The sequence below is a fragment of the Nostoc sphaeroides genome (assembly GCF_003443655.1).
Taxonomy (GTDB): domain Bacteria; phylum Cyanobacteriota; class Cyanobacteriia; order Cyanobacteriales; family Nostocaceae; genus Nostoc; species Nostoc sphaeroides.
In genome coordinates, this window is sequence record NZ_CP031941.1 from 933,206 (window position 1) to 954,529 (window position 21,324).

The window sequence follows — 21,324 nt, forward strand, 5'->3', positions numbered from 1 at the left end:
GTACTTAGTATAGGAGTGCGATTTGATTTCTGAAAAAATCTAAGTATCTGTAGGGTGTGTTATGGCGTAGCCTAACGCACCTAAATCGTTAACTGGTGCGTTACGCCAAAGGCTAACGCACCCTACGTATATTTCAGAAATCAAATATGACTCCTATATGCTAAATTGATCTGCTAAAAAGCTTAAAACCTTGCTGTACAAAAAAACAGGCATTATTTTTAACATTTTAGGCTTTTCTAAGGACTTAGGCGTTCTAAGCTTGATTTTAAAGTCTAATTTTGATGTTTAACTAATAATTTGGCATAACAAATACTGAAGAACCTAGTTTATTTTATAGAAGTCCCCTAAAAGCGCAGAAAGCTTTAAAAAACACGCCTGATCGTTACAATATTATTGAAACCACCATAACACTCAGCAAGGCTAGTGGAAACACCAGTTACAACAAAACCTGTTGGAATAGCAGAGGATGAACAAATACTTAATGAACTACCAACAGGTAAGCCTTCAGCACGCCTGATCGTTACAATATTATTGAAACCACCATAACACTCAGCAAGGCTAGTGGAAACACCAGTTACAACAAAACCTGTTGGAATAGCAGAGGATGAACAAATACTTAATGAACTACCACTAGGTAAGCCTTCAGCACGCCTGATCGTTACAATATTCTTGAAACCACCATAACACTCAGCAAGGCTAGTGGAAACACCAGTTACAACAAAACCTGTTGGAATAGCAGAGGATGAACAAATACTTAATGAACTACCGGGTCTGAGAATACTAGCATTTTGAATTGTCAAAATATTATTGAAACCACCACCACACTGAGCAAAGTTAGTGGAAACACCAGTTACAACAAAACCTGTTGGAATAGCAGAGGATGAACAAATTTGAATTGTCTGTGACAAAGCTTCCTTTTCAGGGAAAATTCCTCCTATTGCAATTCCTAACGTTAATATTATTGGGGTTAAAATATTCTTCTTTTTCATTGGGATTATAGACATTTTATTCTTCTTATTTTACTAATTTAAGTTGAACATAATTCATCTGCATACTCCTATTAAATCTGAATAAGCAGAGGTTAATGGATGGCATTTATCTCACATTAAAATAATTTAATAAATGATGTCAAGTAATTAGATAAGTTTCTGAAATTTAATTGCGACCAAACTAAAATAATTTTGTCCCAAAATCTCTTAATAATGCTAGTTTCTGGGCAGGGTAAGCGCATCTCAAACCCTATTGACACGGTAGTTTTGGGGTTCACCCAAAGCACAAATGAGTTCAAAATTACTACACTGAGCCAAGGGGTAATATTGACATTTTCACTTTTATGTGGTTAAAAAACATAAAAAGCTATTTGACCCATGTTTTTTCAATCATTTACGACAATTCGTCATATTTTGAATGAAAAATTGATATTCAGATAGAGTTTTAAGCTTTTTATCTGTATCAAGAGCTACAAAACTAGATGCGCTTACCCTGAGTTGCTGGGGTATGAGTATCATCAGATGCTGTTGGCGAAATATCTCTTAACATTTGAAAACCCTAAAAGAAGGCTATTGTTGAATACTATTTATAATTTAAATAAAAAATCCCAACCGATGGTTCATTTCATAGTTGGAAAAAAATAAAATTTAGAGACTTTGCTCTCTCTGTCCTGCTCCTTTTTAAATTTGCAAAAAGTTAGCGATCGCCTGCGGTAGTGGCAAAATAATTACAATCAACAACGCCATTGCCAGTAATCCCCAAATGTCACGCTGGTTATCCAATTCAGTGACATCATTCAATGCAGGTTCATCAATTAATGGCATAAATAATAAGATAATCGCCCACACCAAAAATTCTTCTCTTACTAAAGCCAGTAATAGCAACAACACGCGAGCAATTTGACCAATAATCATCGCAGTTCGTTGTCCAAACATCGCATGGACAATGTGACCTCCATCTAGCTGTCCCACAGGCATTAAATTTAAGGCTGTGACAATTAGTCCCAAAAAACCAGCTACTGCAACTGGATGCAAATCAAGGGCTGATTTTGCCGTTAACTGACTACCCAAGGCTAACTTCGATAGTACCGCAAGTAAAATGGAATACTTGGGATTAAGAGCATCAGGATTTAAAAGTTGGGTTTTTTCAGTGATGGAAACCACATCAGAATGAGCCAAGCCCCATATTAGTAATGGCACTGTCACGACAAAGCCTGCAATTGGCCCAGCGATACTAATGTCAAATAAAGCTTTGCGGTTGGGAATGGGACTACGCATCTGAATAAATGCACCAAAAGTTCCCAAGAAGAAAGGTATGGGAATAAAGTAAGGCAACGTCGAGCGAATCTTGTAGAATTTAGCTGTCAAATAATGCCCAAGTTCGTGAATGCCCAAAATAGTCATTAACCCTAAAGCATAAGGCAATCCCTTGAATAGAACATCTGGGTTAGATAGAACTTTGAACAAAGAACCAGTTTGTGATATGGGCGGCAGAGAAACACCAGCAATTTCCACTCCCACCAAGGTAGTAGTTACCAAAGTAGCTGCTAGCAGTAGAAGTGCTAATCCTGGACGAGTTAAGCGTTCCTGTTCGCGTCGTGGTGTATTTCTCTCTTTAGCAGCTTGAGTGTTGGGAACTAGCACAAAGAAAGGTTTGCTATCCATACCTTCTTGAAAGATCAGCAAGAAGCGATCGCCAAATTGTGCTTCAATATTAGTTTTAATCTGCTGGTAGGCGTTGCTAGCTTTAGTTCGCAACTGACCACGGCAAATCACGGCTTGTGGTCGATACTCAATATTTTGAACGTAGTATACAGACCAAGGAAAACAATTTCGTAGTTGAGTTTCTTCTGTTAGCTCAATGGGACGCACTATTGGTTCTGCAATAGGCTGGATAGTCGGCGGTGATTCTGAGGCTTGGGCTTGAGTTTGGGCCTGTGTATCTCTTGCCGATCGACGTCCCCATTGAAACAATGTCCAGTACAACACTGTGGAGACAAATATCGACCAAAGAATCAGCGCTGGCGGCGGGGGTTGTTTCGGCCCATACATCAGCGTCCATCCACTCAACAGTAATGCTGGTGCCATTAAAACCAGCCACAACAACCATACTGGCGTCCGGGTGATCTGAGCGACGCTGTGCTGCACCATTAGATAAGTAGCTAGCCCCAGTAGGAGGATAAATAGAAACCAAAATGCCATATTATTTTCAGTAATTTTGACAAAACGTCCTACCAGTAGCTTCAGCACCATAGCATTAACTACAAGGCAGACCTCAAATCCCAATTTTTTTCACAACGGTTAACAGTGCTGGTTAACGCTCAAGTTTCAATTCTTTAGAATTTCCACACTGTAACCAGATTGTCCACAACTCCTCACTTTCGGTTCTTTGATCATGTGCCCTTTACCTCAAGTGCCAAGTCATACAACTAAGCCACCACGGGCTGTCTTTCCTAACGAAGTTCCTAGCGGAGGTTCTCTACAATCGGACTTCGCACCAGAGAGCATTTTTGCTTTTCCACCCAATCGGGACACATTAGGGGGAACCTCTTATCTTATTGTAAGAAATGAAGGTAATATCCTCATAGATTGCCCTGCCCTAGACCAAACAAATCTAGATTTTTTGCGATGCCTCCGGCGGGCTACGCCTACGCATGGTGGCGTGCGTTGGTTATTTCTCACCCATCGAGGCGCTATTGGCAAGACTGCTGAATTTCAGCAAACCTTTGGCTGCGAGGTGCTGATTCAAGAGCAAGAAGCTTATTTATTACCAGGCTTAACCGTAACTACCTTTAGGCAGGAATTTACTCTTGATGCAGCTACACAAGTAATTTGGACACCAGGTCATTCTCCCGGCTCATCTTGTCTCTACTACAGTGAACTTGGAGGTATATTATTTTCTGGTCGCCATTTACTCCCTAACCAGCAGGGTGAACCAGTACCATTACGGACAGCTAAAACCTTTCACTGGCCAAGGCAAATTAACAGTCTTCGATTATTGTTAGAACGTTTTACACCAGAAACTCTCCGGTATATTTGTCCTGGCGCTAATACAGGTTTTCTCAGAGGCAAGCGATTCATAGATCAAGCTTATCAGCACCTCGCCTGTCTGGATTTAGCAGCTTTGCTGCCGATACAGCCGCTTTAAAGGCAGGGGGAGCAGAGGGAGCAGGGGAAAATAATAACTCCTAACTCCAAACTCCAAACTCCTAACTCCTAACTCCTAATTTTTTAAGCCTTCCCCGCCACAACCGAGTCTTTCTTCAAAAGTTCCACTGCTGCTTGATATTGCAGATCCGCTTCGGTGCCAATCTGTTCGCGGTTAATTGGCTCTTGGGAAATCACTTTATCCGGCTTAATACCTAGTTTATTGATATCCCGATGTTGAGGAGTTTCATACTTAGCAATTGTGACTGCCAAGCCCGAACCATCTGATAATTCAAATAAAGATTGAATTAAGCCCTTTCCAAAAGTAGTTTCGCCTACCAACTGGGCGCGACCATTATCTTGGAGTGCGCCAGCAAGAATTTCACTAGCACTAGCAGTTCCTTGATTCACCAAAATCACCAGAGGATCGGTCGTCAGGGCTGGGCCAAAGGCTTCAAAACTACCTTGAATACCTTGTCGGTTAACAGTGTAGACGATAGTACCAGAGTCTAACCACAGACGGGCGATTTCAATTCCTGATTGTAATAACCCCCCAGGATTATTTCGTAAATCCAGAATGTAGGCAGCAGCGCCTTTTTTTTCTAGACTAGAAATAGCATGTGCCAATTCCGTTGAGGCGTTGGCATTGAATTGAGTCAGACGAAGGTAGCCAATGGGCGTACCCTCAGTAGAAACACGCAAATCCGAAACCACAGGGTTGAGAGCAATGCGATCGCGTGTCAGTCTAATTTCCGTTTCTGCCTCTCCGTCCCGTTCGATCAGGAGAGTCACAAGGCTGCCACTGGGGCCGCGCATTTTAGTCGCAGCTTCATCAAGGGTAAGATTTTCTGTAGAAACGCCTTCAATTTTGAGAATGCGATCGCGTGGTCTAATTCCCGCTTTATCTGCTGGTGAACCTGCTATGGGAGCAACTACTTCCAACTTCCCAGTCTCAGGATTTAGGGCAATTTGTAATCCAACCCCAGTCAGTTCCCCAGAAGTATTGACCTGTAAGCTGCGGTACTGTTCTGGATCTAAAAAGCGGGTAAAAGGATCATCGAGGCTCTTGAGCATCTTCCCAATTGCCGCATAACTGGCATTTGAGTCTGTCAGTGGCTTCTCTAGAACCTTTTGCCGCACAGCCGCCCAGTTTTGATGATTAAACGTCTCATCTAGATAAGTGCGATTAACAATTCGCCAAACTTCCGAAACCAGCTTTTGTTCTGTCGTCAAAGCCATCGCCGGCTGGGTGAGCGTACCCAACGCCAACCAAAACGCCATTAACAATGAAAATCCAACCCGAAAGACTTGTTTATTCATGAACCCCATTATCAATTCCACCTCAACCCAAATTGCCTAGATAATGCCCACTTCCCCTGTTGTTGATGAAATCTATCTCTCGATTATGTTACTTTTTTTATAGAAGTGGTGCATTTTTCTCATCAAGTTGTTCAGTCAACTGATGCATCGTATCCACTCACCAAAGGATAAAATCTACTTTGTGTCCACCATTTTGTGTGTAGGGGCGTAAAGAGATCGCAATATATTCCCTCTTTACGGGGCGTGAAACTTATATCCCCCGGTTAGAAACCGGGAGATATAAGTTCTGAGGCTGAATAAATTCAGCCTTTGTGCAGTCGGGGCAACGAAAACACTGGGTTAGGCGATGTCAGGCTATGCCTGCAATTGCTTTAAGAAGCTCAGAATCCCCCGAATTTAGCGATCGCGCAGCGTGCCTTTAGGCAAGCGGATTCGGGGGAGTATGTTAAAGAGTGTAAAGTTTCTGAAGTCTCTTAGCACGCCAAAAGCTGACAAGTAAACAAAAAAACTCCCCTTTACTAAAATCCCAAAATTGCTAATTGGGAGAGAAGTCTGAGCGAAGGCTTTTGCCGATTCAGAACTTCGGGATTTATCAACCGCAACCGACTTTTAGGAACTTGAGATTGTATGGCCAACGTTTCCGACTGGTTTGAGGAACGCCTGGAGATTCAGGCACTCGCCGAAGATGTTACTAGTAAGTACGTCCCTCCCCACGTCAACATCTTCTACTGTTTGGGTGGAATTACCCTGGTTTGCTTTCTCATCCAGTTTGCCACTGGATTTGCGATGACCTTCTACTACAGACCAACAGTTACTGAAGCTTTCTCCTCTGTGGAGTACATCATGAATGAAGTCAGCTTCGGTTGGCTAATTCGCTCCATCCATCGCTGGTCTGCCAGCATGATGGTATTGATGATGATTTTGCACACCTTCCGGGTTTATCTGACTGGTGGTTTCAAAAAACCCCGCGAACTGACCTGGATAAGTGGTGTCATCCTGGCTGTGATTACAGTTTCCTTTGGAGTCACCGGCTATTCCCTACCTTGGGATCAAATTGGCTACTGGGCTGTGAAAATCGTTAGCGGCGTACCAGAAGCAATTCCTGTGGTTGGCGTTCTGATTTCCGACCTGCTGCGCGGCGGTTCGAGTGTTGGTCAAGCAACACTCACTCGTTACTACAGCGCACACACCTTTGTACTGCCTTGGTTGATTGCAGTCTTCATGCTGTTTCACTTCTTGATGATCCGCAAACAAGGCATTTCCGGGCCTTTGTAATCTCAGCTATTAGCCCTTGGCAACATTTATCAGTTCCCAGATGAAGTTGTTTGTTTTAAACTTATGAAACACAAGAAATTAATTGTACATAAGTTCCAAAAAACAAACACTTGTATCTGAAAGCTAAAGCTGTAGAGACTCTCCAGGCGGCTGAGTGTAAATAGACAAACGCTGTTTGCCGCCTGCTAGGGTTGCCTAGTACCGCAAGGCGGAAGTCAAAAGTCAGAATGCTTTAATTTTTGGCTTTCTGGCTGTAATGAAATGCTAGGTTTATTTCCGCCGACCTGTACTAGTAGCTGATAGCTTTCACAAATGCTTTAATTTAACTTAAGCAGGAGAGCACATTTCAAAATGTCAACACAAAAAAAACCTGACCTGAGCGATCCTCAGTTAAGAGCCAAACTAGCTAAAGGCATGGGTCACAACTACTACGGTGAACCCGCTTGGCCTAATGACCTACTTTACGTATTTCCAATCGTGATCATGGGTTCCTTCGCTGCGATTGTGGCTCTAGCTGTGCTAGATCCCGCTATGACCGGTGAACCAGCAAATCCTTTCGCCACACCATTGGAAATTTTGCCAGAGTGGTACTTATATCCAGTTTTCCAAATTTTGCGATCGCTTCCTAACAAACTTTTAGGAGTGTTAGCAATGGGTTCGGTACCAGTGGGGCTAATCCTCGTTCCCTTTATTGAGAACGTTAACAAGTTCCAAAACCCCTTCCGTCGTCCAGTAGCAACCACAGTTTTCCTCTTTGGTACCCTTGTCACCTTGTGGCTGGGTATTGGTGCTGCCTTGCCATTGGATAAATCTTTGACCTTGGGACTATTCTAAATTAGTTACCACAAAGTGCTTTGACGCCTGTGAGTTTCAAAAGCAGATGCAGATGTGCTTTTGAAATAAATTTACAGGCGTCAATTTTAACAGTTATCAGTTAAAAATTTTGATAACTGGGTTTAAGCCCGCCACTATATGGGCGAAAACTTCCAACTGAAAATTAATCACTATGCCGCCGATTAGTGCTGGGTGTTAGTGGCGGGTGTAAAACCTACGCCCTCTACACCTGATAACTGTTGACTGTTCACTGATTTAATAATTCAGATTACATCTAGGATCTGAAGTTTTGGATGGAAAAACTATTCCAAAATTTAAAATCACCAAAAGTCATCAAATACAAACATTTTTCACTTACTTAACGTAAGTTGCTAGTTACAATTCTCGAAATGCCAAAATCGTTCATGTTTTGTCTTTTGGGACATAGAATATCTCAATTTAGATTTTTCTATATCAGAGAAATTCTGCGAATAGTGCAAAATTTAATAACTAGTAACTTAGGTTTACTTATATTTAAGTCACAGTTAATGTTTAGCATAGTGCAGCAAGACCATCTGACGGTTAAGAGCGAACTCAGTCTCCTAAACCAGGTGCAAGAATGGTTTGAGCAATTTTGTCTGCAACATTTGTCTCAACTTGGCTGGTCAAAAACCCAACTTGATCGCCTAAATTTAGCATTAGCAGAAGGCTTTACCAACGCTGTTCGTCACGCTCATCATGCTTTACCCCCAGAAACAACCATTGAGATTAACATTTATCTTTGGATTGACCGACTAGAGATTAGAATTTGGGATCATGGAAAACCTTTCAATCCTGATGCGATCGCAGAACCAGAGCCAGGTACGCTGCAAGTAGGCGGGTATGGATGGTTTCTGCTGCGGCGTTTGGCTGACCGTGTTGTGTACGAACGTGGTGCAGATGATAGAAATTGCCTCCTCATCGTCAAATACTCTCAAGAAGCACAAAAGTAAAAATCAAGTAGTCAAAGGTAAAGGAAGGTAAAAATACTTCTGATGCCAATTTTGGGTTTTGAGCCAAGGCGTAGCTTAGGGAAGCAATAGCACTATATGTAGCTTGATTATAATTAGGAGTACGACAAACAAAACTTCTCCTATGTCCGCCGCGCAAGGGGCGGACATTTTGCCCAAAGTTGAGCTACTCACTTTTAAACAGAAGCAGGAGCGCAAGCAGTATATGCTCAAATTGCTCAAACATCTAGTTATTTGATTGACAAAAGTATACTCTTTTTTCAATATTATTTGGATTGGAGTAATATATTTTTTACGTTAAATTACTTATTTATTATGATTTTTTTGTAAAGCCTCAAAAAATCTTCTTGTATAAAAAGAATTAATGAATACAGTAAAGATAACATTCGAGTTACACTAGCTCCCTTGTTAAGATTTGTCAGCAGTGTTGAGAGTCTTATTTTTGTTCTCCAACAAGTGCCATTTTGTGGTTAAAGAGATAGAAGAAATAGGGGACAAAATATGATTAAGACAGCCCTAATTACAGGAATAACTGGTCAAGATGGCTACTATCTCAGCCATTTGCTTCTCAACCGTGGTTACCGAGTTGTAGGATTAGTACCCCCGCATCGACAACCTAATTTGACCAAACTAGGAACACTGGCAAATCAGGTAGAAATTTTTACGGTTGACTTAAGGGATAATGCGGCGCTGTTGACCGCAGTTGAGCAGCTGCGTCCCCAAGAAATTTACAATTTAGCGGCTCCCAGTTTTGTACCCGACTCTTGGAACGACCCATTGGGAACCCTGGATTTGATAACTGGTACGGCTACCAGGCTTTTGGAAGCAGTACGAAAAGTTGGTTTGTCTACCAGATTTTATCAAGCCAGCAGTTCAGAAATGTTTGGCGATGTATTTATTTCGCCTCAAGATGAAGAAACGCCTTTTCGCCCCAAAAATCCCTATGCGGCGGCCAAGATGCACGCCCATTGGACTATGGTGCATCACAGACAGCGCTATGGGCTATTTGCCTGTAGTGGAATTTTATATAACCATGAGTCTCCTCTCCGTCCACCTCAGTTTGTTACACGCAAAGTTTCTTTGGCAGCTGCATCGATCAAATTGGGTTTAACTGACACCTTAGAAATGGGCAACCTAGATGCCAAACGCGATTGGGGCTTTGCGGGAGATTATGTAGAAGCAATGTGGCGAATGTTGCAAGTTGATGAACCAGAAGAATATGTGATAGGCACTGGTAAACTGCACAGTGTTAGAGATTTAGTTGCCACAGCCTTTGAGTCTGTAGGATTGGATTGGACGCACCATATAGTTTTAAATACTAGCTTATTACGACAAGATGAGCATTTTCAACTAGTAGCTAACCCCAGTAAAGCTAAAATAAACCTTAGTTGGGAACCCCAAGTGAGCTTTGAGGAACTTTTAGAAAAAATGGTAAAAGCAGATTTAGAGCGGTTACAAAGCGGTGCAATCGCGCCTTTACCGCGAGTATAAATAAGCTAATATGCATATCACTACAGTGACAGAAAAGTTAAAGTTAGGTGATAAAATTAACAAAAAAACCAACCATGTCTTCGTGTTTTTAGAAATTTTTGCCCACGAAGGCGGTATCCAATCATATATAAAAGATATTTTTCGCGCCTATCTGGGATTGAGCCAAGCCTACAAAGCGGAAGTCTTTTTGCTGCGAGATAATCCTGATAGCTTAAATCCGTTTGAAGACGATAACTTAAAATTTCACTACTTTAAAAATCAGTCTCCCTATTTGGGGAGATTGCAAATGGCAGCAGCTTTACTCAAGTGTCTTTTGCTAAACCGTCCAGAACAAGTTTTCTGTGGTCATATTAACTTAGGAGTATTAGTACAAACTCTTTGTCAGCCTTTGGGGATTCCTTACACAGTGCTAACTTACGGCAAAGAAGTCTGGGAACCGCTCAAAAATCAAGAACGTCGCGCCCTGACATCAGCAGCTAGAATTTGGACAATTAGCCGTTACAGCCGCGATCGCGCTTGTGCTGCTAATAGTATAAACCCGAAAATGGTACAGATGATGCCTTGTGCAATTGATGGGGATAAATTTACTCCAGGTTCCAAGCAGCCAGAATTAGAAAAGAAGTATGGCTTAACTGGTGCTAAGGTGTTAATGACAGTAGCGCGGTTATGGTCAGGGGATATTTACAAAGGTGTAGATGTAACGATTCGGGCATTACCACAAATCGCTCAAGTTTTCCCAGAAGTGAAATATTTGGTAATTGGTCGCGGTGATGACCAACCGCGATTAGCTAAACTCGCTTTATATTTAGGTGTGAGCGATCGCGTCGTATTTGCTGGTTTTGTTGGTACAGAAGAATTAATGGAACATTACCGCCTTGCTGATGCCTATATTATGCCTTCACAAGAAGGCTTTGGCATAGTTTATCTAGAAGCAATGGCTTGTGGAGTGCCTGTATTATCCGGTGACGACGATGGTTCAGCCGATCCTTTGCAAGATGGTAAACTAGGATGGCGAGTCCCACACCGCAGTCCTGATGCGGTAGCAACGGCTTGTATAGAAATGCTTCAAGGGAATGACCAGCGATGTAATGGAGAGTGGCTACGAGAACAAGCGATCGCTCTGTTTGGCATAGATGCCTTTCAACAGCACTTGCAAAAAATTCTTCTATCCTCAGCAATGAAGTCCAAATGACAAATGACAAATGACAAATGACCAAAATCGCTATCCTAGAAGGAGAGCAGGACGAAATTTAAAAAATGAGCTTTAAGTCATTTCAATTGAATCTTTTAAATCTCCGCCCTTGGCTTACCCTGCTGGCAGTTATTTGGTTGCTAGCATCACTGGGCTTGGGTTGGTTAGTTAATTCGTTGCTAATTATTGTCGGGTTGCTGTTTTTGGCACCCATTGTGGCTTTTTTTGGCTTTCGTTGGTGGCTGCAACGTAACTTGGTTGCTGACCAGTGTCCCGTTTGTAGATATGAATTTACAGGTTTAAATAACAGTCAGTTGCAGTGTCCTAACTGTGGAGAGTCACTGTTAGTACAAAATAGCCATTTTCAGCGCTTCACACCAGAAGGCACAATTGATATCAAAGCTGTGGAAGTCCCAGCCAAATCACTGGAAGATTAGTTAAGAGTCATTGGTCATTGGTCATTAGTCATTAGCAAAGGACTAATGACTATTTATTTGCGAGATTGAAAGGGTGTAGTTATACTCTGCTTGGGATACGTCCAGTTCGCCCAGATACACTGAGTATGTTCCTGCCTGCCAGAAACCAGAAAGTTCTGGCTTGCCTCCAGAATATTTATCTGCCATTACACAAAAACGCCCCCCAGGCCCATCAATTAATAGGGTTGGCTTGCCTTCACTCTCTACTGTTAATCGCAAATAAGGTAGTGATTCTGTAACCTGGATAACTTGATTAGGTTCAGTGGTAATATTGCCACAATTACTTTTGACAGTTCCCCCAGACTTTCCCTTCAAAACCAGTGGATCTACTTGGAGATTCCGATTAATTTGGATTGTTGGTTTCTGTGCCAAATTAGTTTGGGCAAAAACCAAACTCATCGCCAAAGCTGTGGGAACAATTGTAAGTAGCCTAAGCGTTTTCATTTTAATTAATGCTCCAAATTTTTTTAGAGCAATATTGTTATATGGTCTGATTTATATAGACGACAGCAATCCGTCTTAGTTCCCAAAAATGTCGTATAAAGCAACACCATTCGCTTAAGGGTTTTTTGTGAAGATTTGATGGGTGTAAAGACGATTAATCGTGCAAATTATCTATGTGTGGTGGCGCTTTTGCACCAAAATATTCTACCCTACATTCTGCATTTCAATCCGTAACACGCTAAAATTCCAAAAATCATCATAATTTTTACTGCCCAAAAAGGTATTACATACACAGACATTAGCTAAAATCACTAAGACAACCACCAAAAATAGAATTTGGTTGGTCTGTTGTGGAATAAGTGACCTAGCTGAGGTAAAAAAGATTGATGAATCCTCAAAGAGAAGAAGACTTGCAGCGTCGCCTCAATAAGCTAGAGGCAGAGATTAATTCCTCGCCGGAAGTGGTTCCCCAACCACAACAGCAAAAACAGACTGAGACATCTGTTTTTGCAAAATTTAACTTGCAACTGGAGCGATTTCAGATTTGGTTCAATAGCTTATCTCGAACAAAAAAGCTGGTAGTTTCAGGTGTGACGGTGCTAGTAGGCTTGGCGATGCTGCAAGCAGTGTTTAAACTAGTTGCATCCGTAATAAGTCTGGCACTTTTGGCAGTGTTAGTGTATGTTGGATACAAAATTTTTGTGTCTAGTAGCTTTCAACGTAAGTAATAAGCTGATTGCATCTACTTTGCATACCCGTAGTTATGAAAGTCAGGAGCCATGATACAAAAGGCTCCTGACTTATGACTGCAAAATTCTATTTCAATATGCTTTTGTTTTTGCTGATTAGCTTAGTCTATTTTAATTGTGCCGATCGCGGCGTATAAATAATATCAAAGGAAATTATGCGATGACGACACCAATTGTTAAAAGAAGTAATCAATCTGGTCAATCAAAACAACCAGAAAGAGCGAATTCGCTGCTGCTAGCAAGCAGGCGTTTTGCTGCTTGGGCGGCTGAAATTACACTAGTAGTTACTAGTGGGTTGATTCCCTTTGGCATTGGTGTCTATGCCGATTCTAGAAGCGATTTTAACCGAGTGCCGCTTAACCCCGTGCTGGTAGTCACAGAAAGAGCGATCGCTAGACCCCTGGCTCTACCTGTAAGCTATGGCATCCGTAACGTGGCATGGCCGACTAATATTTTGTGGACAATCGCCCTGTTAGCACCTGTAACTCTCTCATGGTGGCAATTGTATTTACTGGCTAAGACTGGTAGCACAATTCCTAAACGTTGGTTAAAAGTGCGGGTTGTCAACGAGCAAGGAAGTCCACCCGGTTTAGGGGCAGTTGTAATTAGAGAAGGAGTCGGGCGTTGGACTGTACCTATTTCCATCGCCTATCTGCTGTGGCGCTACAGCTTTGCTTTTCCTAATTTAGGATTATTCACATTTTTGTCTTTGTTAATGATTGTGGGTGAAGGGATAGGCTTACCGTCGCGCCGGGGTCGTCGCGCATTGCACGATCAACTTGCAGGCACTTATACAATAGATGCGACTCGCCCGCAAGCATCCTCACTCTTAGCTAACAACAAACAAGTTGAGGCTACTAACGGTAATGATGAAGTAGAAGAATGGCACGAGGGAGAAGAATTAGCGGCAGCCCAAACCAATCAGTCGCCCAATATATGGCGACGGATACAGCAAAATCCTAATCTGACTTTGTTTGGGGTAGGGCTTACGAGTATGACTGCTGTATTGGCAACTTTAATCGGCACTCAAGTTTATATCCAAATTCAACAATCCCAGCGAACAACCGAGAAAATCAACAGCCAACAGTTCCTCGAACTTGTCAAACAATTAGCTCCCAACTCTGGGGCGACTAATGAGCAACGCCAAAGTACAATTCTGGCTATAGGTGGTCTTAATGACCCAGAGTCCATCAAATTTCTGGCGAATCTCTTGGTTAGTGAAACCAACCCCAGCATCCAGGATACGATTCAACAAGCTTTGACAACTGTCGGGCCCCAAGCCATCCCGGAATTAAAAAATAAGAATCAGTTTTTGGTTAGCGAACTAGAGTCTGTGGGTAGCACTGCAACCCAAGAACGGGAATTACGGCAAGGGCGGCTACAAAGAAACCAGCGAACGATCAACAAGATTCTCTCTGTTTACAGTGGTAAAATCGAGGGCGTTGACCTTACTAGCACCCAATTAGGTCAAAGTGGAATTCCAGGAAGTTCCTTCTTCAACTTGGTACTAGACAACCTTGATTTATCAGGAGTTAAGTTTAAATCTGCAAATCTTAACCAAGCCAGCTTTAAGGGTAGTCGCTTTCGAGATGTGGGTGAAGATGGACGCTGGGATACCTACGACGATGTGATGGCTGATTTAAGCCAAGCTCAGTTGCAGCAAGCCAATCTTACTGATGCTAATCTCAGTCGCGTCTTGATGAACCGGACTGATTTGAGCCGCGCCACTCTCAACAGAGCCAACTTATCCAACGCACGTCTATATGAGGCTAAACTCAACAGCGCCCAACTAGTAGGAGCCGATCTGAGAAACGCTGTTTTGGAAAAAGCTAGCTTGACTGGAGCAGATTTAGGTGACGCTAAATTGAACGAAGCCAATCTCTACGCTGCCCGTTTAGGTCGCGCCACTGCCATAGGAACGCAATTATCCTTTGCCAACTTAACTAACACTGATTGGCAAGGGGCAGATTTATCAGGAGCCTATTTGGATCGTGCTAATCTCAGCAATGCTAACCTGGGCGCCACTCGTCTAGCTGGTGCTGTTTTGCGTTCTGCCCAAATGGAAAACGCTAACTTGCAAAATGCCGACCTGAGTCTTGCAGATTTACGGGGGGCAAATGTTGTTGGAGCAGATTTTAAGGGGGCAATTCTCGCTCCTAGTAAACAAGATCCAGCCGATCAATTTGTTCAAACCCCAGATTTAGGCTCAGTATCTGCCGTAGTCCAAGGGGTTGATTTTTCTAAAGCCAAAAATTTAGATTCTAAGCAATTAGCGTACATTTGTACTCAAGGAGGCATTCATCCCCGTTGCCCGTAGAATTAGAGGGGGAGCAGGGGAGCAGGGGGCAGGGGAGGATGAGGGAGATGAGGGAGATGAGGCGAATAAATAACCAATGACTAATGACTAATGCCCAATGCCCAATGCCCAATGACTAATGACTAATGACTAATTGGTGTGAGGAGTTCGGTTATGAAATATATTCCATATTTGGTTTCAGTTTTGGGGGCTGGCTTGGTCTTGAGTCTGGCGAGTACTAAGCCAGCACAAGCTCAAGTAGCCTATGGCAGTTATATCGGTATAGGCCCCGCTATTGGTTTTACTGATGGTATCCAATTGGGGGGGGTTATAGCTGGCCGTTACAAGCTTTTGGAAGCGCCACTTTCTCTCCGCGCCCAAGTGTTAGTTGGTAATAATACAGCAATTGTGCCAACGGTTTCTTACGATTTTCCCCTCAACTGGCAAGCTGATGCTTACTTGGGCGCTGGGTTAGTTTTGGCTGGTGGTGGTGGATCTTCTCCTGTGGGCGACAAAATTAGTTTTGCTTTACAACCGGGCATCGATTATATGATCCCAAATAGCAATACTGTGCTTTTTGGCAATGCCATTATTGCTTTTGATGCCTACCGTGATAGCGGTGGTACAGCTATCTCTGTACAAGGTGGTGTTGGTTTGAGATTTTAATGGGCATTGGAAAGAGTCACCAAAACAGTGCCGAGCAAAGAGTACCAAGTCATCAGTGTAAATTGCTACTCATTGTTTATTTTAGCATTATCAACGTGTTTGAGATGGTAGCTATAGTGCAAAAAATAACCAACCTCCAGTAGTCGTACTGGGGGTTTTGTTTTGGGCGATCGCCTGAAAAATTATATTAAAACGCGCAGTTCATTAATAAAATAGCACTGAGCGTTTTCGCGTGTTTTTTAATTTGGGGATTTGTGGAGCAGCTAAACAGCATTGCCAAGGGATTCGTACTCATGCAGCAGATCCTCGAAATATTGTACGTGTCGATCAATCCCACACTCGACGGCTTTAATTACGCTATGAAGTTTGGTTGAATCCCCATCGTAGCGAGTCAGCACCGGACGAATAGAATCTTGGAAATGATTCACCTCTAATTCCGCGTGCAAGCTCAACCAAGTTGGGTGCTTCATGTCACGAGCATCAAAGTAGGATTGGAGAATTCTGGCATTTCGGATTGACACACACAGTTCTCGACCACTCAGCGCAGCCAGGGCTTCGTAGAAGTTATCGGTTCCGTAGCCGAATTCATCGAAAAACGAGCGTTCATAGGATGCAGTCGCGGCACTTCGTTGAGATGCTGCAATTTCAGCATCACTCAATCCCAGATCGTGAAGAAATTCTACGTACATCTCACTATGATCATCTTGCAAATCTGTGAAGGTATGATCTGCTAGAGACATAATGGCAGATTTTTGGTCTGGGTCAGTACAACTGCTAGCTTTGACGATGCATAAGCCGAACCACTGATGCAGCCGATCGCGCCAAAAATGATACTGAAGAAAAACATATTGCATTAGTGGTGGAGTAATGGCTCCAGCTTTGAGTAGGCAAAAAAAACGACTGCGATCAAGGACTTCATGACAATAAGCGATTGTTCTAGAACTGATTGCCGATTCTTGCGCTTTCACCGCAGGCGATAGTTCGATGTCTCGATTTAAGCGGCTAGAGGTCTGAGCGATCGCAGGTTCCACTTTCATAAATAATCTCCTAGTTGCAAGTTATGAGTTCATGAAAGCAAGCTTAGAAGATGATTACTATGATAGTAAGAGGATTTTGATTATATTAGTATGATATTTTAATTATACTATTTTGATAAAATGACCCTTCGACCTTGGAATCAGCTTGAAATGCGACAGCTACACTATTTTATAGAGCTTGTTGCAGAAACAGGCGATAAAAAAAGCTTTAGCAAAGCAGCTGAACGCCTAGATGTGGAACAATCTTATCTCAGCAAAACGATCGCGGCATTGGAAGCGGCGTTGAGCGTAGAACTCTTTGATCGCACTCGTCGCCCTCCGGTGTTGACGGCGGCGGGAAAGGTTTTTCTCACCGAACTTCAGGTTGCCGTCACTGCACTGGAACGGGCGGTGACACGGGCGCAAGAAGCGAGTCGTGGCGAAATTGGCAAGTTGGTTGTGGTGGTGAACACTGCGATCGCCAATAGTTTACTTCCAGATATTCTCAAAATCTTTCGCGATCGTTATCCGAAGGTGGAATTAGAACTGCGATCGATGACGATCCAGGAAATGATCCAAGGACTACGGGATAACTCAATCGATGTTGGATTTGAACATCTGCCCAATCCTTATTCAGGTGATTCAACTCTGAATTTTCTCTCGATTGTGCAAGAGTCCTTTGTGGTTGCATTGCCAGAACATCATCCCCTGACGGCGCTCAAGCACATTCCACTAGAAGCACTCAAGGACGAGCAGCTGATTTTGCCGCCGCTTGATGCGGTGCCTTCCTACGAAGTGGTCTTATCACAATTTGAGCTTCGGGGATTCAAGCCAACATTGCTGGAAACGGTCAAAGCCACTTGGATGGTAATCAACCTCAGTTTAGTGGCAGCAGGCGTAGGCGTATCGATTCTACCGGATAACGTGCAAACGCTTCAACGTCAAGGTGTGGTGTACCGAGAGCTTCAAGACACCCCGTTTACAAGAGCAATTGCGGTGGTGTGGCGACGGGCAGATATCAAGGCTTTGTTAGAGCCAGCACCGACCGATTCGATCTTGCTGCGCCAATTCCTCACGGTAGTTCAAGAGATAGCAGAACGTTGTGCATCGCCTGCTAATTAACCAATAAGAGTTTCAGCCCTGGCGAAACAGGAGTCTAACAACGTTTGCTTTTCTAGCGATCGCCATGAAAAGCAAATCTCCCACCTCGAACCCAAACCCTACTGCGATCGCTATCTTGCTATAAGCGTTAAACTTCATTGCAAATTAAGAAGTTAGTCCAAACAACGTGATAGTTTTTGGTGATGAAGAGAGACAGCACAGGATTAACACAGGAGAACACAGTGGCAATGGAATCAAATTTATTAACAGATGCGGGCGCAAATGAAGTGAATCAAGATTTCAGTGAATATGTCGCCAACTTGCAACTTCACATGACTCTGCAAGCTCGCAATCTTGTTCCAACCCTGAAGCAAACACTGGTAGATAGTCGCCAGCAATTACTCCATCAAACCCAAGCCCACTTTGAAAAGCTAGTTTCTCGACAAGGGCTATAAAATATATACAAATTTTAATCAAAATTCCAATAAAATATAAGGCAGATGTTGTTGGGTTAATGCCAATGGTGTTCTCACAAGGTCTGCCTTTTCTGCTTTTTTAAGTATTGAGTTACCAAAATCACCCTTTTGGCGCAATAGTAAAGGGCAAAAAGCAGTTAATATTATTGCAGCAGTACCTTTGAAGAGCAGTTAATTAAGGCTAAATAGCGGCTCGAATAAAAATGACTTCATTACTTCCCAGAAACCTCAGCGTTGTTATCCGACCAGTCCAATACCGGGATCTGGACGGGATTGAGCGCATAACTCAAGAGTCATTCGCAGCCCTCACTCCCAAGGGAGCAGGTTTTGCCATCAGCCAGATGCTCATGCTGCGTCGCTGGTATGGATTACTCAAGTTTTTGAGTTGGTTTCCTAACCCGCTACAGTATCGCCTCTGTGCGTACATAGCAGAGCAAGGGCGGATGCTTCTAGGGATGATTCAAGTGTCACCCTTTAACCGGACACGCAGCACTTGGCGCATCGATCAAGTGCTGTTAGAGCGTGGTATCGATAAACAAGGAACTGGTTCGCAACTTTTGCGTCATTGCTTTGAATCGATTCTGGAAGCTCGGACTTGGTTACTGGAAGTTAATATCAATGACATAGAGGCGCTGGCACTATATCGACAAAATGGATTTCAGCGTCTGGCAGAAATGACCTACTGGGAAATTGGGCCAGAATTACTGGCTGAATTAGCACAAGCAGAGCCAGACTTACCCAACCTCTTGCCAGTAAGTAATGCTGATGCCCAGTTGCTATATCAACTAGATACGGCATCGATGCCACCTTTGGTACGTCAGGTTTTTGACCGGAACACGCGCGACTTTAAAACCAGTTTGTTTGGTGCTTTAACTGATGCGGTAATGCAATGGGTGAGCAAAATAGAAGTAGTGAGTGGTTACGTATTTGAACCGCAACGCAAAGCTGCGATCGGCTATTTTCAGGTGCAAATTGACCGTAAGGGTGAAGTCCCCCACGTTGCAACGCTGACGGTTCATCCTGCTTATACCTGGCTGTATCCAGAATTATTATCTCAGCTGGCTCGTATTGCCCAAGATTTTCCCCACCAAGGTTTACAACTCGCTTCCTCAGACTATCAGGCAGAGCGAGAAGAGTATTTGGAGCGAATTGGAGCAAAACGGATAGAACATACATTAGTTATGTCTCGCTCCGTGTGGCACAAGCTACGGGAGTCTAAATTCGTCTCCTTAGAAGGGATTCAGTGGACTGATATGCTACAAGGTTTACAACCGGCACGTAAACCGATACCAGGTGGAATGTCATGGATACAACCAGGCAAGTTGCCATCCTCAGATAAACCACTGCAAAGCTTGTCAGAACCGATTAACTTTTCGGTAAAAAATCCTAGCATGGAAGCATGGCCGATTCCTGAATCAGCAGATGTACAGCAGGAGAATTAATTGTGATATCCCAAGAGCAACCAAAACCTTTTATTTCAGCGTTGGGACTAGATTTCGGTCGCAAGCGGATTGGTGTGGCCGGGTGCGATCGCACAGGTTTAATTGCGACAGGGATTACCACAATTGAGCGCACATCTTTTGAGCAGGATGTCGAGCAAATCCGGCAAATAGTTAATGAACGCGAGGTGCAAATCCTAGTTATGGGCTTACCTTATTCAATGGATGGCTCACTAGGATTTCAGGCGCGTCAAGTTCAGAAATTTACTACAAGACTTGCTAAAGCACTGAATCTGCCTGTGGAATATATGGATGAGCGATTAACTTCATATCAAGCAGAACAACTGCTGATAGCTGAGAACCGCTCCCCGTCACGCCATAAAGGTTTGATTGACCGTAAGGCAGCCGCTTTGATTTTACAACAATGGTTGGATGTTAAGCGTGCCAGTTCCCGCAGTTCAGTGGCGGCTATTGAGTATTGATACCTTTTAACATGATATTCTGAAAACGATTAGCCAGCAGTTGTATCTACGTATAAAGCTATTTGCTTGATATAATATGTTATTAAAAAATAGTTAAGCGATTTCCAAACTTGCTGGTATTTATTAAATTTCTACATTTCGGCTATGTTTTCCTCTCCATTCTCTGAAGAAAATGATAACGCTCATGCGGGTTCCATCACTTTAACCGACGAAAAAGGGCGATCGCTCGAATGTTACATAGAGCATTCCCTCGAAGTCGATGAACAAGAATACGTTTTACTTCTTCCTGTAGACTCACCTGTAGAAATTTTTTCTTGGGAAGGTGACGGTGAGGAAGAAGAAGCGGTTCTGGTAGAAGATGACAGCATTATTGAGCAAATTTTTGCCACTGCCCAAGCTGTACTATCTGAGCAGAACCTGATATTGAAGAACACAGCTTATGCTCTGACTGTTGCAGGTGACTTACCGCCTGTTGAAGAATCGGAACTGTTCACCTTAGAAATCGAAGACGAAGAGGCGGATTTAGATCCGGAACAATTACAGCTACTCGCTAGCTTCTATGATGAAGATCAGGAGTATGCAATTTATACACCCCTCGATCCCCTATTATTTTTTGCACGGATAACAAAAACAGGTGAACCTGAATTACTCTCTCCAGAAGAGTTTCGCAAAGTGCAACCTCTGTTAGAGGAACATCTTTTTAATGAAGTGGAATAAGATTAAAAATTCAAAATGTAACGTTTTCATTTTGAGTTTTTTAATTGGAAATTTTTGATTGTAATCAAAATCTACTTAAACCTTTTACCATGTCCCATTAAATGTGGAAGCGATTAGTGTTGTTTAAGATTCGGTAAAAAGCATTTTGGTTGTGATTTTAAATTTCATTATCCGTCTTGAAAAGTTTGCCACGGAGGGAAACCCTCCTTACAACTTTTCGCAAAA

General features: G+C 42.9%; 21 protein-coding genes. 15 read left to right on the forward strand and 6 right to left on the reverse strand.

What is annotated here, in order from left to right; genetic code table 11:
• Positions 1 to 362: 362 nt before the first annotated feature.
• Positions 363 to 1,004, reverse strand: coding sequence for a hypothetical protein (locus tag D1367_RS04275; protein WP_147337329.1), 642 nt, complete (start codon positions 1,002 to 1,004; stop codon positions 363 to 365).
• Between the two features lie 666 nt (positions 1,005 to 1,670).
• Positions 1,671 to 3,191, reverse strand: a complete 1,521-nt coding sequence (locus D1367_RS04280) for a site-2 protease family protein (RefSeq protein WP_118171111.1) — start codon at positions 3,189 to 3,191, stop codon at positions 1,671 to 1,673.
• 193 nt (positions 3,192 to 3,384) lie between these two features.
• Between D1367_RS04280 and D1367_RS04285 the strand changes: the two genes are divergently transcribed.
• Positions 3,385 to 4,137 carry an MBL fold metallo-hydrolase gene (locus tag D1367_RS04285; protein ID WP_118163406.1) on the forward strand — a complete coding sequence of 251 codons (753 nt, stop codon included), beginning with the start codon at positions 3,385 to 3,387 and terminating at the stop codon, positions 4,135 to 4,137.
• A gap of 83 nt (positions 4,138 to 4,220) precedes the next feature.
• Here the strand turns inward: D1367_RS04285 and ctpA are convergent, their stop codons facing one another.
• Entirely contained in the window at positions 4,221 to 5,465 is a 1,245-nt protein-coding gene (gene ctpA, locus D1367_RS04290) for a carboxyl-terminal processing protease CtpA (protein WP_118163409.1), read from the reverse strand.
• 618 nt (positions 5,466 to 6,083) lie between these two features.
• On the opposite strand from ctpA, the gene petB reads away from it, so the two are divergent.
• From petB to D1367_RS04320, 6 genes are all read left to right on the forward strand, one after another.
• Positions 6,084 to 6,731, forward strand: coding sequence for a cytochrome b6 (gene petB, locus D1367_RS04295; RefSeq protein WP_100900603.1), 648 nt, complete (start codon positions 6,084 to 6,086; stop codon positions 6,729 to 6,731).
• Positions 6,732 to 7,082: 351 nt separating this feature from the next.
• Complete coding sequence (gene petD / locus D1367_RS04300; protein ID WP_069068452.1) at positions 7,083 to 7,565, forward strand: cytochrome b6-f complex subunit IV; 483 nt, start codon at positions 7,083 to 7,085, stop codon at positions 7,563 to 7,565.
• A gap of 527 nt (positions 7,566 to 8,092) precedes the next feature.
• On the forward strand, positions 8,093 to 8,536 hold the full coding sequence (locus D1367_RS04305) for an ATP-binding protein (RefSeq protein WP_118171114.1): 444 nt from the start codon (positions 8,093 to 8,095) through the stop codon (positions 8,534 to 8,536).
• Positions 8,537 to 9,055: 519 nt separating this feature from the next.
• Complete coding sequence (locus D1367_RS04310; protein ID WP_118163413.1) at positions 9,056 to 10,045, forward strand: GDP-mannose 4,6-dehydratase; 990 nt, start codon at positions 9,056 to 9,058, stop codon at positions 10,043 to 10,045.
• A gap of 10 nt (positions 10,046 to 10,055) precedes the next feature.
• On the forward strand, positions 10,056 to 11,237 hold the full coding sequence (locus D1367_RS04315; protein WP_118163418.1) for a glycosyltransferase: 1,182 nt from the start codon (positions 10,056 to 10,058) through the stop codon (positions 11,235 to 11,237).
• A gap of 65 nt (positions 11,238 to 11,302) precedes the next feature.
• A complete protein-coding gene (locus tag D1367_RS04320) occupies positions 11,303 to 11,674 on the forward strand; it encodes a hypothetical protein (RefSeq protein ID WP_118163422.1) in 372 nt (123 codons plus the stop codon).
• Between the two features lie 42 nt (positions 11,675 to 11,716).
• Here the strand turns inward: D1367_RS04320 and D1367_RS04325 are convergent, their stop codons facing one another.
• A complete protein-coding gene (locus D1367_RS04325; RefSeq protein ID WP_118163426.1) occupies positions 11,717 to 12,157 on the reverse strand; it encodes a hypothetical protein in 441 nt (146 codons plus the stop codon).
• 386 nt (positions 12,158 to 12,543) lie between these two features.
• Between D1367_RS04325 and D1367_RS04330 the strand changes: the two genes are divergently transcribed.
• The 3 genes from D1367_RS04330 to D1367_RS04340 all read left to right on the forward strand — a co-directional run bounded on the left by D1367_RS04330 (position 12,544) and on the right by D1367_RS04340 (position 15,868).
• Complete coding sequence (locus D1367_RS04330; protein ID WP_118163432.1) at positions 12,544 to 12,885, forward strand: hypothetical protein; 342 nt, start codon at positions 12,544 to 12,546, stop codon at positions 12,883 to 12,885.
• A 181-nt stretch (positions 12,886 to 13,066) separates the two neighbouring features.
• On the forward strand, positions 13,067 to 15,223 hold the full coding sequence (locus tag D1367_RS04335) for a pentapeptide repeat-containing protein (protein WP_118163437.1): 2,157 nt from the start codon (positions 13,067 to 13,069) through the stop codon (positions 15,221 to 15,223).
• Positions 15,224 to 15,376: 153 nt separating this feature from the next.
• Entirely contained in the window at positions 15,377 to 15,868 is a 492-nt protein-coding gene (locus D1367_RS04340; RefSeq protein ID WP_118163442.1) for a hypothetical protein, read from the forward strand.
• A 263-nt stretch (positions 15,869 to 16,131) separates the two neighbouring features.
• Here D1367_RS04340 and D1367_RS04345 read toward each other — a convergent pair whose 3' ends face one another.
• On the reverse strand, positions 16,132 to 16,905 hold the full coding sequence (locus D1367_RS04345; protein WP_118163447.1) for an iron-containing redox enzyme family protein: 774 nt from the start codon (positions 16,903 to 16,905) through the stop codon (positions 16,132 to 16,134).
• 120 nt (positions 16,906 to 17,025) lie between these two features.
• Here D1367_RS04345 and D1367_RS04350 point away from each other — a divergent pair, with 120 nt between their 5' ends.
• Positions 17,026 to 18,006 carry a LysR family transcriptional regulator gene (locus tag D1367_RS04350; RefSeq protein WP_118163450.1) on the forward strand — a complete coding sequence of 327 codons (981 nt, stop codon included), beginning with the start codon at positions 17,026 to 17,028 and terminating at the stop codon, positions 18,004 to 18,006.
• 12 nt (positions 18,007 to 18,018) lie between these two features.
• On the opposite strand, the gene D1367_RS32640 is transcribed toward D1367_RS04350, so the two are convergent.
• A complete protein-coding gene (locus tag D1367_RS32640) occupies positions 18,019 to 18,144 on the reverse strand; it encodes a hypothetical protein (protein WP_267255563.1) in 126 nt (41 codons plus the stop codon).
• An 89-nt stretch (positions 18,145 to 18,233) separates the two neighbouring features.
• Here D1367_RS32640 and D1367_RS04355 point away from each other — a divergent pair, with 89 nt between their 5' ends.
• From D1367_RS04355 to D1367_RS04370, 4 genes are all read left to right on the forward strand, one after another.
• Positions 18,234 to 18,440, forward strand: coding sequence for a hypothetical protein (locus D1367_RS04355; protein WP_118163454.1), 207 nt, complete (start codon positions 18,234 to 18,236; stop codon positions 18,438 to 18,440).
• 224 nt (positions 18,441 to 18,664) lie between these two features.
• Complete coding sequence (locus D1367_RS04360) at positions 18,665 to 19,903, forward strand: GNAT family N-acetyltransferase (RefSeq protein ID WP_181985068.1); 1,239 nt, start codon at positions 18,665 to 18,667, stop codon at positions 19,901 to 19,903.
• A gap of 2 nt (positions 19,904 to 19,905) precedes the next feature.
• Positions 19,906 to 20,382, forward strand: coding sequence for a Holliday junction resolvase RuvX (ruvX, locus tag D1367_RS04365; protein ID WP_118163462.1), 477 nt, complete (start codon positions 19,906 to 19,908; stop codon positions 20,380 to 20,382).
• A gap of 144 nt (positions 20,383 to 20,526) precedes the next feature.
• Positions 20,527 to 21,099 (forward strand): DUF3727 domain-containing protein, encoded by a 573-nt coding sequence (locus D1367_RS04370; protein WP_118163466.1) that lies wholly within the window; start codon positions 20,527 to 20,529, stop codon positions 21,097 to 21,099.
• Positions 21,100 to 21,324: the final 225 nt, after the last annotated feature.